Here is a 15707-nt window from a genome sequence, read left to right as displayed (position 1 = left end):
GTAATACTGGCAATTATGGCTCTACCATAAATTTGACAGCTTTGACATCCCTGTTTTTAAGACAATAATATTAACTTGCAAAGTCAAAATTCAAATAAACAATAATATACTATAGATGGCAATCAAGAAATCAGAATTATACAGCTCACTTTGGGCTAGTTGCGATGAGTTAAGAGGGGGAATGGATGCCAGCCAATACAAAGATTACGTATTGACCATGCTTTTTGTGAAGTATGTATCCGATAAATATGCCAACAAATCAGATAGTTTAATTGAAGTGCCGGCAGGTGCTACTTTCGAGGACATGATTGCCTTGAAAGGACAGCCTGATATCGGCGACCAAATTAATAAGAAAATACTAAAGCCTTTATTTGCTGCCAACGGACTGGAAGGTTCTATGGACTTGGTCGATTTTAACGACGATGACAAATTGGGAAGCGGTAACGAGAAAGTAGAACTGTTGGGTAATCTGATAGCTATTTTTGAGAATCCGGCTTTAGACTTTAAAAATAATCGAGCAGAGGATGATGATATTTTAGGGGATGCCTACGAATTTTTAATGCGTCACTTTGCCAGTGAATCGGGAAAGAGCAAAGGTCAATTTTATACGCCTGCAGAGGTGTCGCGAATTTTGGCGAAAATTATCGATGTTGACAAAGCAGATAAGCCTTCTTATACCGTATATGATCCAACCTGTGGATCGGGTTCCTTACTATTGAAAGTAGCTGACGAGACTGAAAAGGGTTTGACCATTTACGGACAGGAAAAAGACATAGCCACTAAAAGTTTGGCGATTATGAACATGTGGTTGCATGGATATCCTGAGGCGACCATTGCGGGAAAAAACACCATTGCTGATCCTCAGTTTAAAGAGGCCGATGGCACACTAAAACGTTTCGATTTTGTAGTAGCCAATCCTCCATTCTCCATTAAGAACTGGAGCAATGGCATTTCACCTATGGATGATGAATTCAATCGCTTTAGAGCTTATGGTGTACCACCCGATAAAAATGGTGATTATGCCTTTCTGCTGCACATTCTGGCATCTATGAAAAGCACAGGAAAAGGGGCAGTAATTCTTCCTCATGGCGTTTTGTTTCGGGGAAATGCCGAAGCGGAAATTCGTGAAAACTTAATCGATAGAAAATTGATTAAAGGAATTATTGGTTTGCCGGCCAACTTGTTTTACGGAACGGGAATTCCTGCTTGTATCATCGTGCTCGATAAGGAGAACACCAAAGATCGCAAAGGAATTTTTATGGTGGATGCCAGCAAAGGCTTTATAAAGGATGGCAACAAAAACCGCTTACGGGAACAGGATTTATACCGAATTGTAGAGGTTTTTAATCAGCAGAAGGAGACCAAAAAATACGCTCGATTTGTGAAATTCGACGAAATTGTAAAAAATGAGTACAATCTGAATATTCCACGATACATCGATACCCAGAAAGAGGAAGATATTCAGGATTTAAATGCTCATTTAAATGGTGGAATTCCAAACCGGGATGTAGAAAGCTTACAGGCCTTTTGGGATGTGTACCCTAATTTAAAGGCCAGCATTTTTAAAGACTTGCGGGAAGACTATTTTCAACTATGTATTGATAAGACAGAGATTAAAGAAGCCATTTTCAGCCATGCTGAGTTTACAAATTACGGAACTCAGTTAGAGAATACTTTTACCAATTGGCAAAAGAAGGTTTATCCAATTCTGACAGGAATTAATGCGGATACAGCACCCAAGAAATTAATTACAGAGATTTCCCAATTGCTACTGGAAGAGTACAAGGGGACTGCCTTAATTGATGCTTACGATATCTACCAATATCTGCGTGATTACTGGAGCGAGATCATGAAAGATGATGCTTATCTGTTAGTAGAAGATGGTTGGGTAGCTAAAACCCGACGGGTTATTGAAAAGAAAAAGAACGGCAAAGAGTTGGACAAAGGATGGATCTGCGATCTACTGCCAAAAGCCTATATAGTGGATGCTTACTTTGCTGATAACAACACAGGGATTCAGAAATTGGAAGCCAATTTGGAAAGCTTGCAAAGCGAACTCAGCCAATACGAAGAGGAACATGCCGTAGAGGAAGGATTGCTGGAAGAGGCTGCCAACGACAATGGAAAAATTACCAAAGCCACGCTAAGCAAACGCATGACTGCCATTAAGGGCGATGCCAGCGAAAAAGAGGCATACCAACTCATGCAAAAAGTACAAAAGTTATTTACTCAACAAACCGCCATAGGCAAACAGTTAAAAGAGAAAGTAGCTGAATTGGATAAACTGTGCTACAACAAATACCCTAAATTATCCGAAGCTGAAGTAAGAGATTTGGTGATAGGCAACAAATGGTTGACAGCCTTAAAAACCGATATTCAATCTGAAATTGATGCCATTTCGCAACGCTTAACCAGCCGAATAAAAGAACTAGCCGAACGTTACGAAAACACCTTGGGCGAGTTAGATAATTCAACCAAAGAATTGGAAGTTAAAGTGAATGCTCATCTTCAAAAAATTGGATTAGCATGGTAGATAGAGAAGGATATCAGCAAACAGAAGTGGGGATGATACCTGAGGATTGGGACGAAATTACATTGGGAGAAATCACAAATTTAATGACAAATGGATTTGTTGGTACTGCAACAACTCACTATACTAATGCTCATAATGGCGTTACATATATCCAAGGATTTAATGTTGAAGAGAACTCATTCAATTTTACCGGGATCAAAAAAATTGATTATGCTTTTCATAAAAGTCATCAAAAATCATGTTTAAGAGAAGGCGATTTACTAACAGTTCAAACAGGTGATGTTGGGCTAACTACAATTGTACCTAAAGAACTTGAAGGTAGTAATTGCCATGCTTTGATAATTTCAAGATTTAAACAAAAAAAGGCTTCCCCTTGGTTTTACGCGCAATATTTTAATTCTTTTATTGGTAGAAATCGATTAAAAGAATTGGAAATTGGTACAACAATGAAGCATTTAAATGTTGGAGATATGTTGAATTGGAAAGTTCCTCTTCCCCCAACCCTAGCCGAACAAAAAGCCATAGCCACCGCCTTAAGCGATGTTGATTCTTTAATCAGCAATTTGGAAAAACTCATAGCCAAAAAGAAAGCCATTAAACAAGGCGCCATGCAGCAATTGCTTACTGGTAAAAAGAGGTTGCCTGGGTTTAGTGGGGAGTGGGAAGAACTGAAATTAGGTACACTTTGTGAATTTACTCAAGGAGTACAAATAGCACAATCTGAGCAATTAAGATCTACAAGAAAGGGATATATTAGATATTTGTATATAAGAGATTTCTTTACCGATGATTTTAAGTGGTATGTTAAGGATATTTATCCAAATAAAATTATGAGTAGTACAGATATAATGATGGTCAATACAGGGAATACTGCTGGAGATGTCTATTCTGGAGCAGAAGGTGTTTTAAGTAATAATGCCTTTAAAATTGATTTTGACAGCGAAAAGTTAAATAGAGATTATCTTTTTTTAAATTTAAGGAGTTCATTTGCTATTAGACAAATAAAGGAGATTTTTAATTCCTCGGGTCAGCCACATGTTGGTCATAAGAATATTGCCAAAATTAATATACCTATACCTCATAGTATGGAAGAACAAGAAGCAATTGCAGATACTTTATCCGATATGGATAAAGAAATAGAAGCTTTGGAGAATAAAAAAGCCAAATGCCAGCAAATAAAGCAGGGTATGATGCAGGAGTTGTTAACTGGGAAAACTAGGTTGATATGAGTTGGGAAAATATCAGTAATATAATAAGCACTTTTAATTTAGTTGGAACCCTTGTCTTAGGTGCCATGGTTTATTTCATTACTCAGAAATATTCTAAGTTATCTCAGAAGGTTGGTGAAGATCAGATGTTCCATCAACTTTTTACTGATTTCAACAAGCGATACAATACATTAAATAACAGCCTTTACCGAATAGAAAAAGAGTGTAAAACTTTGTCTGAATTAAAAAAGGATGAAGCTTTATACAATGATCTAATTGACTTTTTTAATTTGTGTTCTGAAGAATATTTTTGGTACAAAAAGGGGCGATTAGATGATAGCGTTTGGGAATGTTGGCATACTGGGATGAAGCAATGGTATAAGGTCAAAGTGATTAAAGAAGCGTGGGAGGATGAAATAAAAAATAATGGACACAAGGCTTATTACTTAAAAAAAGGAGACGATTTTTTTAAGTAAGCAATCTGTGATGTGAAAATCAAAAAAAACACGAAACAAGTATAAATCAAATTTCTCAGGCTATTAACTGATAAAACGAAATAATTATGAGCGAAATGGATTCTAATTTAATTTTGAAACCGATTACAAAACTTCTGGATGAGAAGTTTTTTATTCCATCATACCAGCGAGGTTATCGTTGGAAAGAGAGGCAGGTGAAAAATTTATTAGATGACATTTGGAGTTTCAGGCTAAATAGCGAAACAGAAACAAAGGACGCTTTCTACTGCTTGCAGCCGGTAGTTGTATCAAAAATGGATAATGAATGGGAAGTGTTGGATGGACAGCAAAGACTAACTACAATTTATATCATACTTGAGTATCTCAAAGGAGGACTTGAATTTCTTGGGAAAGGAAATTTTAGTATTCGTTATGAAACAAGATCAGACAGCGAGCTCTTTCTTAAAAATATCGACTTAACCCGAAGCGAAGACAATATTGATTACTTTCACATTTGCAATGCTTATGAAACAGTAGCTAAGTGGTTCGATGGCAAGGATGGAAATACAAAAATCAATTTTCTTAATACCTTATTAAATGACGATGAATCAGGAAAGAATGTTAAGGTTATTTGGTACGATGTAAGTGAAGAGAATGTATCTAATAAGTTTGCCATCGATATTTTTACCCGTTTAAATATTGGTAAGATACCATTAACAAATGCGGAATTAGTAAAAGCATTATTTCTTCAAAATGGAAATTTTCAAGAAGATAAGGCGAGTCTCAAGCAATTGCAAATAGCTACAGAATGGGATGCAATTGAGAAGGTGCTTCAGAATGATGCTTTTTGGTATTTTATCTATAATCCGGATAATCCATTGAAATACGATAATCGAATTGAATACATTTTCGATTTGATGAAAAATAAGACCAAGGATAATGAAAGGTATTTTACTTTTTATGAGTTCAATAAAGATTTTATAATCAGTAAGAAAGATAAAGATGCTCTAGCTGATATTGATACTTTGTGGTCAAAAATTAAGAAGTATTTTCTAAGTTTTGAAGAATGGTATAACGATAAGGAGCTTTATCATTTAGTTGGATTTCTTATCGATTGCGGATACGATATTAATAAATTAAAGCTAGAGTCGAGTAATAGAACAAAATTATCTTTTAAGGCTTATCTAAAAGATAAAATCAAAGGAGAGGTAAGTTGCCAAATTGAAGAATTAGGATATAAAGATAAAAGAGTAAAGAAGGTACTCTTACTGTTTAATATTCAAACTATTCTTTCTTCAGAAAAAACTGATGCTCGATTTCCATTTTTCCGATATAAAGAAGAAGATTGGGACATTGAACATGTTCGTTCGCAAACCGACAAGCAAATTGTTGGAAGTGCTAGAAAAGATTGGGCGATCGACATTTTAGAATATTTCACTGGAGAGAGGGGATATTCAGATGCCATTCTTAATGGCAATGGTTTTACTGAAAAAGAATTACAGGAAAAAGCAATATCAAAACTAGATGAAGTTGAAAAATTCTTCTCTAAGGATCTTGCATCTTTGTTAGATTCTGAGAGTATGGATGAATCTCAGTTTACGCAATTGTATAATAGCTTGATAAAGCATTTTAACGAAGCAGAAGCACCTGAAAATATTGATAGTATTTCAAATTTGGCACTTCTGGATTCAGCAACAAATCGCAGTTACAAAAATGCGATGTTTCCAATCAAAAGAAAGACTATTTTGGAAAATGATATGAACGGTGTTTTTGTGCCAATAGCAACAAAGAATGTCTTCTTAAAATCATACACCAAAAAATTGGGTAATGTTATGCATTGGAGTAAAAACGATGCGAATGACTATCTGGAAACTATCAAACGAACCCTTAAAGATTACTTACCACTTCAGACTGAGAAAAATGAGCGATAATAACAACCTAATAAATTCAGGCGAACGCCTTAGCTTTTTTAAATTATTCGTTGAGAAGGAATATAAAATTGAAATACCAATTATTCAGCGAGATTATGCACAAGGACGTAATTCTTCCTCGGAAGTACGAGAAAGATTCCTAGACGCATTACATAGTTATTTGGAGGAGAATAAACCCAATAGAGATTTAGACTTTGTATATGGAAGTCTTATCGAAAATGGTGATACTCGATTCATTCCTTTAGATGGGCAACAGCGCCTTACAACTCTGTTTTTGCTTCATTGGTATTTAGCTAACATTTCAGATAATTTACAGTTGTTTAGAGATTCTCTTGCAAGTAAGAAGAATCATGAAGGTAAAGAAATTTATAGATCAAACTTTACCTATGAAACACGAACTAGTTCAAGAGAATTTTGCGATGAATTAATGTCCAACGAGATTGATATGGATGAACTATTAATCTCTCAAGTGGATAACAAACCAAGCTTATCAAAAACAATACAAGATTGTGGTTGGTATTATCTTTCTTGGGAAAATGATCCTACCATTCAGTCAATGCTTACAATGCTTGATGATATTCATGTGAAATTTCAAAATAATCCTGAATTTTTTGATCGTCTAATCGATACGGAGAACCCTATCATCACCTTTTTATTCTTAAATCTTAAAGAGTTTAAACTTACTGATGACCTGTATATTAAAATGAATGCTAGAGGTAAGCCATTAACGACATTTGAAAATTTTAAAGCAAAATTCGAACAGCATATTAGCGAAATGTTTTACAGTGAGTCGGCTGGTCGATCAATCGTGTTTGGCGACGAAGATAAGAGTGTAAGTACTCAGGAATATTTTTCTCATAAAATAGACACTTCTTGGGCTAATTTATTGTGGAATTATAGAAATTCAAATGGGAATGATAATTCGTATGATGATGAATTAATGAATCTAATACGTGTTATTGTTGCTAATGAATATGCTACAGTTAGTAAAAAAGAGAAAGATCAGGATCTAGAGTTCTTGATCGGTACGTATGCAGCAAGAAAAAGAAAGAATTATACAGACAACTTAACTTATCATATCTACGAAAAGCTTGGAGTATTAACTAAGAATGCGATAACATATTTAATTGATTCATTAGACGCTTTATCTAATGGGAATAGTAATATTCATTCTTATATAAATGATAAATTCTATTTTGACGAGCAAGAAGTTTTTCAAAAGGTGTTAAAACTGGAATTGACCTTACCCCAAAGAGTGCAATTCCATGCTTATCTTAAATTCTTGATACATAATAAGAATAATAGAGATGGAATTGAGCAATGGATGAGAGTAATCCACAATCTTACTGAAAATACAGTAATTGATGGTGCAGATGAAGTTGCTAGAGCGACAAAAGCCATCGAGAGTCTACTTGACCACAGCAACGATATTTTGGAGTATTTAAAAGTGCCCAATAATAAAGCTGAATTTTTCTTAGGCAGACAAACTCAAGAAGAAAGAATAAAAGCTCATCTGATTACAAAATCAGAAGATTGGAAGAATGTAGTAGAATCTATTGAGCAACATTCCTATTTGAAAGGTCAAATTGCTTTCTTATTAGAATTTTCCGGAGTTTTGGCTTATTATGAAGAGCATGCGCATTGCAATTGGAGTGTTGAAGAAGATAATAGCTTTATTGCTAAATTCAGAAATTACAGCAACAAAGCAGATGTTGTTTTTAACGCCATTGGTACTAGTTTGAATAAGGATTTTGTTTGGGAACGTGCAGTGCTTACTAAAGGTGATTACTTAATACTGGCGTCTGCTTGGAGACGTAACCTACTTACTTCAAGTAGAAATGTCAGAGATTATAGCTGGAAAAGACTATTGAGACTTTCGCCATCTGGAACAAAACAGGAAGAGGCTAACCATTGGAAGTATAAACGTGATTTAGTAAAAGAGGTATTTGATGATCCTACATTTAATGAAAGAGATTTTGACGGTACATTATCTGTAATTTGCAATAATCCTCTAGGTGGATGGAGAGGATACTTTGTGAAAAACCCAGAATTGATTCGTTATTGTGAGCAAGGCTTTATTCGCTTTGAATCGGCATCAGATATTAAACTTTATAAGCAATCTCAACAGAATCATCGTCATGTAGAAATGTATTCCTACAATATCTTTATGCAAAATTTCTTTGGTAAGGAAATCTTGAAACCATTCAAAGAGTGTTGGTATTATGAAGTGAAAAGTGGAGATGAGCTTTCTTGTGTTGTTCTGGAAGATTGGACATATCAAAGAAAACACTTTGCTATGGATGTTTATTATGATGCTGAAAATAAGGAGTTTTTAACTCGTTTCTATAAGGTGAAAGGGAATTTATTTAAGACTGAATATCCTTCTGAATTAGAATCAATAGTGAGATCGACTGGTTTTGAATGGGATGATGAAGAAACTACTTTTGGATACACTACTAGATCAAAAACAGAAGAAGAAACGATTACTCTTATCAAAAGCTTATGTAGCCGACTTAATAACCTTTAGAAATGAAAAATATCGGTAAACCTGAACGTGAAACCCAAAACCGAATTATTCAGCTTTTTCAAGATGAATTAAAATATACTTATTTAGGTGACTGGGAAAAAGAGCAACGAAACCAACCTGTTGAAGAGGAACTGCTTTTCAACTTCCTTACAGAGGAACAAGCTTATTCTGAAGATATGGCTAAGAAAGCCATTGATAAAATTATAAAGGCAGCCACTAACTTGTCGGGTGGTCTTTACGAAGCCAATAAAGAGGTTTATAAACTGCTTCGTTATGGTGTAAATGTAAAGGAAGAAATAAGCTCTTCTAAAGAAACCGTTTGGTTGATTGATTGGAAGCAGCCCAATAAAAATAAATTTGCAATCGCCGAAGAGGTAACGGTAAGTGGAAAGCATGAAAAACGTCCCGATCTTGTCATATATGTGAATGGCATTGCTTTGGCTGTAATTGAATTGAAAAACAGCCGAAAAGGTGTAGAATGGGGTATTCGTCAGAATCTGGATAATCAGAAAGATGAGTTCATACCACACTTTTTTACCAGCATGCAGTTGGTGTTGGCCGGAAACGATACGCAGGGCTTGCGTTATGGAACCATCCAAACCCCCGAAAAATACTATCTAAAATGGAAAGAGGATTGCAGTAGGGAGTTCGATTATATTTTGGATAAGAACCTGTTTCTACTATTTCAGAAAGAACGATTGTTAGAATTGGTGCATGATTTTATGGTTTACGACAAAGGAGTGAAAAAACTTTGTCGTCCTAATCAATTTTTCGGAATTCAGGCAGCTCAAACACATGTACGAACACGTCAGGGTGGAATCATTTGGCATACTCAAGGGAGTGGTAAAAGTTTAACCATGGTATGGCTCACCAAATGGATTCGTGAGAATGTTCCCAACAGCAGAGTGCTGATTATTACCGATCGTGAGGAGTTAGATGATCAGATTGAAAAACTATTTATTGGAGTTGAAGAAAATATCTACAGAACTACATCTGGTAAAGATTTAATCAGCAAGCTAAATAAGAATGAAAAGTGGTTGCTCTGTAGTTTGGTTCACAAGTTTGGTCGCCAATCAGACGAAGGAGATTACGATGCTTATATAGAGGATCTGAAGAAGAATCTTGAAGGTGATTTTAAGGCCAAAGGTGATATCTTTGTTTTTGTTGATGAGTGTCACCGAACACAATCAGGAAAACTTCATGATGCCATGAAATTGATCTTGCCAGATGCTTTGTTTATTGGTTTCACAGGAACACCTTTACTAAAAAAGGACAAGCAGAAAAGTATTGAGGTATTTGGTCCTTACATTGGTAATCCATATAAATTTGATGAAGCGGTAGAAGATGGTGTAGTACTGGATCTTTTGTATGAAGCTCGTGATGTGGAACAATTCGTAACCGACAAGCAAAGTATTGATGAGTGGTTCGAAGCTGAAACCAGAGGTCTTACCGATACGGCAAAAATAGAATTAAAAAAGAGGTGGGGAACCATGCAAAAAGTGCTGGGTTCTAAATCTCGTTTAGAGAAAATTGTATTCGACATTGTCAAAGACTTTAAGATAAAACCACGCCTATCTACCAATGAAGGAAATGCCATGTTGGTTTCTGGTAGTATTTATCAGGCTTGTAAATACTATGAGTTGTTCCAATCGGCAGGACTGAAAGAATGTGCAATTATTACATCTTATCAACCCCATCATGCTGATATTAAGGGAGAGGAGACAGGAGAGGCTACTCCAACCGATAAGTTACTAAAGTACGAGGTGTATACCAAAATGCTAAATGGTAAGTCAGCTGAAGTATTTGAGCAGGACGTAAAAACTCAATTTATTAAAGAGCCAGCCAAAATGAAATTACTCATTGTGGTTGATAAATTATTGACTGGTTTTGATGCTCCATCTGCAACTTATCTGTACATCGATAAAAGCATGCAGGATCATGGTTTGTTTCAGGCAATTTGCCGTGTAAATAGAGTGGATCAGGAGGGAAAAGATTATGGTTACATTATCGATTATAAAGATTTATTCAAGAGTCTTCAAAAATCGATTACTGATTATACATCTGAGGTGTTTGATGAGTACGATGCAGAGGATGTGAAGGGATTGTTGAGTGATCGATATGAAGTAAGTCGCGATCGCTTGGATACTGCCTTAGAGGCCATAATAGCACTATGCGAACCAGTGCATCCGAAAGATGAGCCAAACTATATTTCTTATTTTTGTGGGAATACTGAAATTAAGGAGGATCTTCAAAATACGGAGGAAAAGAGAATCGCTTTATACAAGGCTACCGTTGCATTAATAAGAGCATATTCCAATATTGCTAACGAAATGTTAAAGGCAGGATATACTGAGGAAGAGGCTGATAAAATAAAGAAGGAAGTTCAATATTATACAGATCTAAGAGAAACTATAAAACGAGCATCAGGTGATGCTTTGGATTTTAAGCGTTTCGAACCTGGAATGCGTCAGCTAATGGATATGTATATTGATGCTAAGAGCAGTAAAAAAATATCTGATTTTGAGGACCAATCTTTGGTTGATCTAATTGTAAATGTGGATGATTCATCTGTGGAATATGTTCATGCACCTCCTCGACAGGCTGTTGCGGAAACCATAGAGAATAATGTTCGGAAAGTGATCATTGAGGAGGCTGAGGCGAATCCAAAATACTACGAGAAAATGTCACTTCTTTTAGATGATTTAATTCGTCAACGAAAAGAGGAAACAATAGCTTATCAGGAGTATTTGAAGAAGATGAAAGATTTGGCTGAGAAGGTTTCTAATCCTTCCAATTCTAATAATTATCCGACTTCATTGGATTCTGCAGCCAAAAGAGCTTTGTTTGATAATTTGGAGAGTAACGAAATATTAGCCCTTGCATTAGATAATGTAATTCAGGCAAATAAGCTGGATGGATGGCGTGATGGCGGTTTGAAAGAGAAGAAGCTGAGAATTGCAGTTAATGGATTGATGAAGAGTGACGAGAAGACGAGTGAGTTAATGCAAATAATCAAAGCACAAAGTGAATACTAAACCAGATATACTAAAAATAGCAAACGTAGAAATCGAGATTGTCCGCAAGGAGATCAAAAACATGCATCTTGCTGTCTATCCTCCACATGGACGGATTAGATTAGCTGCACCATTAAATACAGATAGTGAAGTGATGCGACTTTTTGCGATATCTAAATTAGGCTGGATAAAAAAGCATGTTAAGAACTTTCAGGAGCAGGCCAGAGAAACACCCAGAGATTACGTTTCAGGAGAAAGTCATCATTTTCAAGGTAGACGATATCTTCTAAATGTTGTTGAGCAATTAGGCAAGGCAAAGATTGAAATTAAGGGAACTAAAACAATCAATCTTTATATAAGGCCTGGCTCAACAAGAGATCAACGCTCTAAAATAATGAAAGAGTGGTACCGAAAGTGCTTAAAAGAACAATTACCAGAACTTCTCGAAAAATGGGAAGATATTATTGGTGTAAAAGCTGATGAATGGGGAGTTAAGCAAATGAAAACCAAATGGGGCGCTTGCAATATCGAAGCCAAAAGAATTTGGATCAACCTAGAGCTAGCAAAGAAACCATTAGTCTGTTTGGAGTACATTGTAGTACACGAATTAGTCCATCTCTTAGAACGCAATCACACCGACAAATTCATAGTTCACATGAACACCTTTATGCCCAAATGGCGCTTACATCGCGATGAGCTTAACAGCTTGCCAGTGGTGCATAACGATTGGGGGTATTAGAAGGTGAAAACTGTTAAATTAATTGTTCTTTTTTATCAATTATAAAACTTTTAATTTTCAAATATGGAAATTAGTAAATCTCTTACTCAAACCTTAAAGAAATCTGAATTAACTGGCTTAATTGTAGATAATTCTGAAGTTGTTTTAGATGCCGCATGTAGTGATGAAATTATTAAAGCGATTCCCGTTTTTAGTGATATTTACAAAGTTTATTCGGTTGTTTCAACGGTTAGAGCTAGTTTATTCCAAAAACAGATGTATGCTTTTTTGTTCGAATTAAAAGATATTAAACCTCAAAAAAGGGAAACACTTTTAAAAAAACTTGACTCAAAAGAAGGAGAAAACCAATCGCTAGGAGAGGAGTTGATTGTAATGTTGGAGCAATTTTCTAATGTGAGAAAGTCAACAATATATGCCCGTTTATTTCGACACTTACTTCTTGAAAATATAGATAAAGAAACATTTAAACGATTTGCTCATATTTTAAATCAAATATTTGAAGGAGATATTCAGAATCTGATTTCTTTTTATACTGACGAGCCTATATCTGAATATTCACAAATTGCTTTGGAAAACCTGGGTTTAATAACCATTGAGAGACGTTCAACAAAATATATAAAGGCTCTGGGATCGTTTAATGGTAAAATTATTGAAAAACCAAAGCAAAATGAGTTAGGTAAATTATTTTTTGACTTGATTTCAGAAACTACTAAATAAGATCCTATTCTTATTGTCAATGTCTTGATGCTAAATGCAGGCATTCGTTTAAATAGTGCTTACAATTGAAATAAGATTTTTTTAAAGTTTTGTGAAAATCCATTGAACTTGAGATGCCCTAACCAGCTTTATTGTTGGTTGGGTTTTTTTTTGAGTATATGATATGTTCTAGAAAATGATAATTAATTGTTTCAATGATATTGCCATAACGAGTGGCTAATATGGTAATTATGGCAATACCATAAACTTGACACATTTGACACCCAAAAAAATCATAATTAATAAGTATTTTTATAAATATTAACATATTTTCATGCGATTGTAACAATTAGCATAAGTTTCCGTATAGTTTATGTCGAATATAGATCCTATTTCCTATCAATGTAATTTTTAACCTTTTTGCATTGTTCTATCATTCCAAATTGTACAAGTTATATTTATGTTAGAATACATATCGATGATGTGTTATGTGTTTTTGATTTTATCAAAAGCTCTATTTTATATAGGTTTTGTGATCGTTTGTAGTGTTTTGTAAAGTTTAAATTAATTGTTATTATAATTGCTTTTTAAATAGAAATAGATAATTTTTTTTATAAAAATATTGTTCTCTTTTAATCGCTAATCATAGATATAAAGGTAATTATCAAACAAAAATTAATAATTATGCTAAGAGTATATTTTGTTTTTATTCTGTTGTTCTTTATTAACATTACACAGGTTAAATCTCAGAATTTTAAAGATGAACGTAGGGTTTATCTCTTAGATTGTACGCTTTCAATGTTTGGTTTTGGAGGTTGTCCTGAGATTTTTGAAGAGGTCAGAGCAGGTTTAATTGAAGCAATTCAAACTATCGATGATGAAAGAACAGAAATTATCATATTACCATTTCAAGATGAAGTCCTAGATGTTTGGAAACAAGATGCTACAGCATCAGGGAAAAAAATACTAATAGATAAGATTCGTAGTATTAAAAAGAAAAATTTAGATATAACACGCACAAATATTTGTGCGGCTTGGGAAAAAGCACTTGAACTTCTTAATTCGGAAAGAAGGAATTATATATTCTTACTGACTGATGGTGAGCAGAATAGTAAAAAGAATACTAAAGATTGTTTGTACTCTCACATTGAAAATTGGTGCAGTCAAGCCAGGCAAAGAGATGCATTTGCTTTTTATGTAATGCTTACCGAAGCTGCTAATGATCCAAAACTTAAGGCTATTATTAATTCTTGTAACAGAATTGAATTTGTTGAAGGAACTGATATTGATATCATTGAATTGCGTCCATCTTCTACCTCCATTCCTATTAATGTAAGAGAACAAAAATATTCTGCAAGTTTACCTTTTGTGTCGAATCATATCGACAAACTACCATCAGGTTTTAAGATTAAACTTCAACTTGAGGACAATCCATATTTTTCTTTGACTGATATCGATTGCTCGAAAATAAATAATGGTGTTGTAAACTTTAGTCTAAATCCTAAGATATTGGATGACGAAATCTTGAGAATGCCTTTAGAGTTCAATATACCCCTTAAAATAATTATAGATAACAATAAGTTTCCAAGGATCTTTTCAACTCCGTCGCAGATTAATGTTTTGTTGAAGAATAAGAGAGAAAAAGTGTTAACAATCAAAATTATTGAAGATGAAAATAATTAATATTCTATTGATTCTTATTGGATTATCTCTTTTTACTTCTTGTGCAGATATTTCAGAAAGGGAAGCCCAACTTGATTGTCTTAATTTTGGCTGTTTGGAGTACTATAAACCTTTTTTAGGTGTTCGTAAGGATACGGCATTAATAGAGAAAAAACTCAGTATAGGTTTTAATGATTTTGCTAAAGAGCAACAGGCTTATGTCACTTTGTTTGTTGTGGATAAAGAAGGAAACACAATTAATGATGCCTGCTTTCAATTATTAGTGAATAATAAATTGTGTTCGAGTAATAGTTTTTCTATTCAAGCGTCTGAAATAGATAGTAGCAATGTTGTCAAAGTGGCTATTAAAATTTTACCTGGAGCTGCCCAAAAGAAAGAATATTTGTATTTGGCTGTAAAGAATCATAATCTTGATAGAGTTGGGAATTTTGATTTAGGATCAGATAATAGGGTAATGGCAGTTCAATATGAATATAATGAGGTGTTCAATCCATTAGCATTATCGCTATTTATTTTTGCAGTTGTTGTTTTATCATTTATTATTCTTTGGTTTCTAATTTTAAGAAACTTAGTATATCCAAAAATGAAAAAAGGGAAAATAACTATCAACGATCCATATTTTAAATCCATAAAATACAAAGGTGTTAGAAAGGTAGTTTTTACTAATAATAAGTATTCTCAATCGGGATTTGATAAATTATTTAGAGGTAGAATATTATTTAACCAAAATCCCGTATGGACTAAAGATTTTATTTTATTACCTGGTAGTAAAAAGGATGTAAAATATAAACTTCCATTGGAGTTCGAAATATCTAATCAGGATCATGATTCTAATGACTTTTTAAGTACTCTGAAAAAGTTTAACAATTACACTATTGTTACAGAAGAAAAGATAAAAATAGAATTCACAAATAATTAATA

At 34.2% G+C, this 15707-nt stretch carries 10 protein-coding genes; all 10 read left to right on the top strand.

The window, feature by feature from the left end:
- Positions 1-115 precede the first annotated feature (115 nt).
- The 10 genes from L3049_RS10715 (at position 116) to L3049_RS10670 (ending at position 15705) form a co-directional block, all read left to right on the top strand.
- A complete protein-coding gene (locus tag L3049_RS10715) occupies positions 116-2533 on the top strand; it encodes a type I restriction-modification system subunit M (RefSeq protein ID WP_275109803.1) in 2418 nt (805 codons plus the stop codon).
- Positions 2527-3762: a restriction endonuclease subunit S gene (locus L3049_RS10710; RefSeq protein WP_275109802.1), complete on the top strand. Its 1236-nt coding sequence runs from the start codon at positions 2527-2529 to the stop codon at positions 3760-3762. Before L3049_RS10715 ends, L3049_RS10710 begins: the two co-directional genes overlap by 7 nt.
- Entirely contained in the window at positions 3759-4217 is a 459-nt protein-coding gene (locus tag L3049_RS10705; RefSeq protein WP_275109801.1) for a hypothetical protein, read from the top strand. Before L3049_RS10710 ends, L3049_RS10705 begins: the two co-directional genes overlap by 4 nt.
- Before the next feature lie 86 nt (positions 4218-4303).
- Positions 4304-6127: a DUF262 domain-containing protein gene (locus tag L3049_RS10700; protein ID WP_275109800.1), complete on the top strand. Its 1824-nt coding sequence runs from the start codon at positions 4304-4306 to the stop codon at positions 6125-6127.
- Positions 6117-8654, top strand: coding sequence for a DUF262 domain-containing protein (locus L3049_RS10695; protein ID WP_275109799.1), 2538 nt, complete (start codon positions 6117-6119; stop codon positions 8652-8654). The genes L3049_RS10700 and L3049_RS10695 overlap by 11 nt, the downstream gene beginning before the upstream one ends.
- 2 nt (positions 8655-8656) lie before the next feature.
- Positions 8657-11689 (top strand): type I restriction endonuclease subunit R, encoded by a 3033-nt coding sequence (locus L3049_RS10690; RefSeq protein WP_275109798.1) that lies wholly within the window; start codon positions 8657-8659, stop codon positions 11687-11689.
- Positions 11690-11750: 61 nt separating this feature from the next.
- Positions 11751-12407 carry a M48 family metallopeptidase gene (locus tag L3049_RS10685; protein WP_275109797.1) on the top strand — a complete coding sequence of 219 codons (657 nt, stop codon included), beginning with the start codon at positions 11751-11753 and terminating at the stop codon, positions 12405-12407.
- A gap of 63 nt (positions 12408-12470) precedes the next feature.
- Complete coding sequence (locus L3049_RS10680) at positions 12471-13124, top strand: hypothetical protein (RefSeq protein ID WP_275109796.1); 654 nt, start codon at positions 12471-12473, stop codon at positions 13122-13124.
- A 663-nt stretch (positions 13125-13787) separates the two neighbouring features.
- Positions 13788-14786: a vWA domain-containing protein gene (locus L3049_RS10675; protein ID WP_275109795.1), complete on the top strand. Its 999-nt coding sequence runs from the start codon at positions 13788-13790 to the stop codon at positions 14784-14786.
- The gene (locus L3049_RS10670; protein ID WP_275109794.1) at positions 14773-15705 is read left to right on the top strand and encodes a hypothetical protein; all 933 of its coding nucleotides are present in this window, start codon (positions 14773-14775) and stop codon (positions 15703-15705) included. Before L3049_RS10675 ends, L3049_RS10670 begins: the two co-directional genes overlap by 14 nt.
- Positions 15706-15707 lie beyond the last annotated feature (2 nt).

This window comes from Labilibaculum sp. DW002 (genome assembly GCF_029029525.1).
In the GTDB taxonomy this organism is placed as follows: Bacteria; Bacteroidota; Bacteroidia; order Bacteroidales; family Marinifilaceae; genus Paralabilibaculum; species Paralabilibaculum antarcticum.
Note: the sequence above shows the minus strand (reverse complement) of the source record. Positions and strands in the feature narration are given on the sequence as shown.

What these genes read in the sequence shown, in the direction of transcription:
- L3049_RS10685 (WP_275109797.1), top strand. Translation starts at nt 11,751, where the DNA reads ATGCATCTTGCTGTCTATCCTCCACATGGACGGATTAGATTAGCTGCA.
- L3049_RS10695 (WP_275109799.1), top strand. Translation starts at nt 6,117, where the DNA reads ATGAGCGATAATAACAACCTAATAAATTCAGGCGAACGCCTTAGCTTT.
- L3049_RS10715 (WP_275109803.1), top strand. Translation starts at nt 116, where the DNA reads ATGGCAATCAAGAAATCAGAATTATACAGCTCACTTTGGGCTAGTTGC.
- L3049_RS10670 (WP_275109794.1), top strand. Translation starts at nt 14,773, where the DNA reads ATGAAAATAATTAATATTCTATTGATTCTTATTGGATTATCTCTTTTT.
- L3049_RS10700 (WP_275109800.1), top strand. Translation starts at nt 4,304, where the DNA reads ATGAGCGAAATGGATTCTAATTTAATTTTGAAACCGATTACAAAACTT.
- L3049_RS10680 (WP_275109796.1), top strand. Translation starts at nt 12,471, where the DNA reads ATGGAAATTAGTAAATCTCTTACTCAAACCTTAAAGAAATCTGAATTA.
- L3049_RS10690 (WP_275109798.1), top strand. Translation starts at nt 8,657, where the DNA reads ATGAAAAATATCGGTAAACCTGAACGTGAAACCCAAAACCGAATTATT.
- L3049_RS10710 (WP_275109802.1), top strand. Translation starts at nt 2,527, where the DNA reads ATGGTAGATAGAGAAGGATATCAGCAAACAGAAGTGGGGATGATACCT.
- L3049_RS10705 (WP_275109801.1), top strand. Translation starts at nt 3,759, where the DNA reads ATGAGTTGGGAAAATATCAGTAATATAATAAGCACTTTTAATTTAGTT.
- L3049_RS10675 (WP_275109795.1), top strand. Translation starts at nt 13,788, where the DNA reads ATGCTAAGAGTATATTTTGTTTTTATTCTGTTGTTCTTTATTAACATT.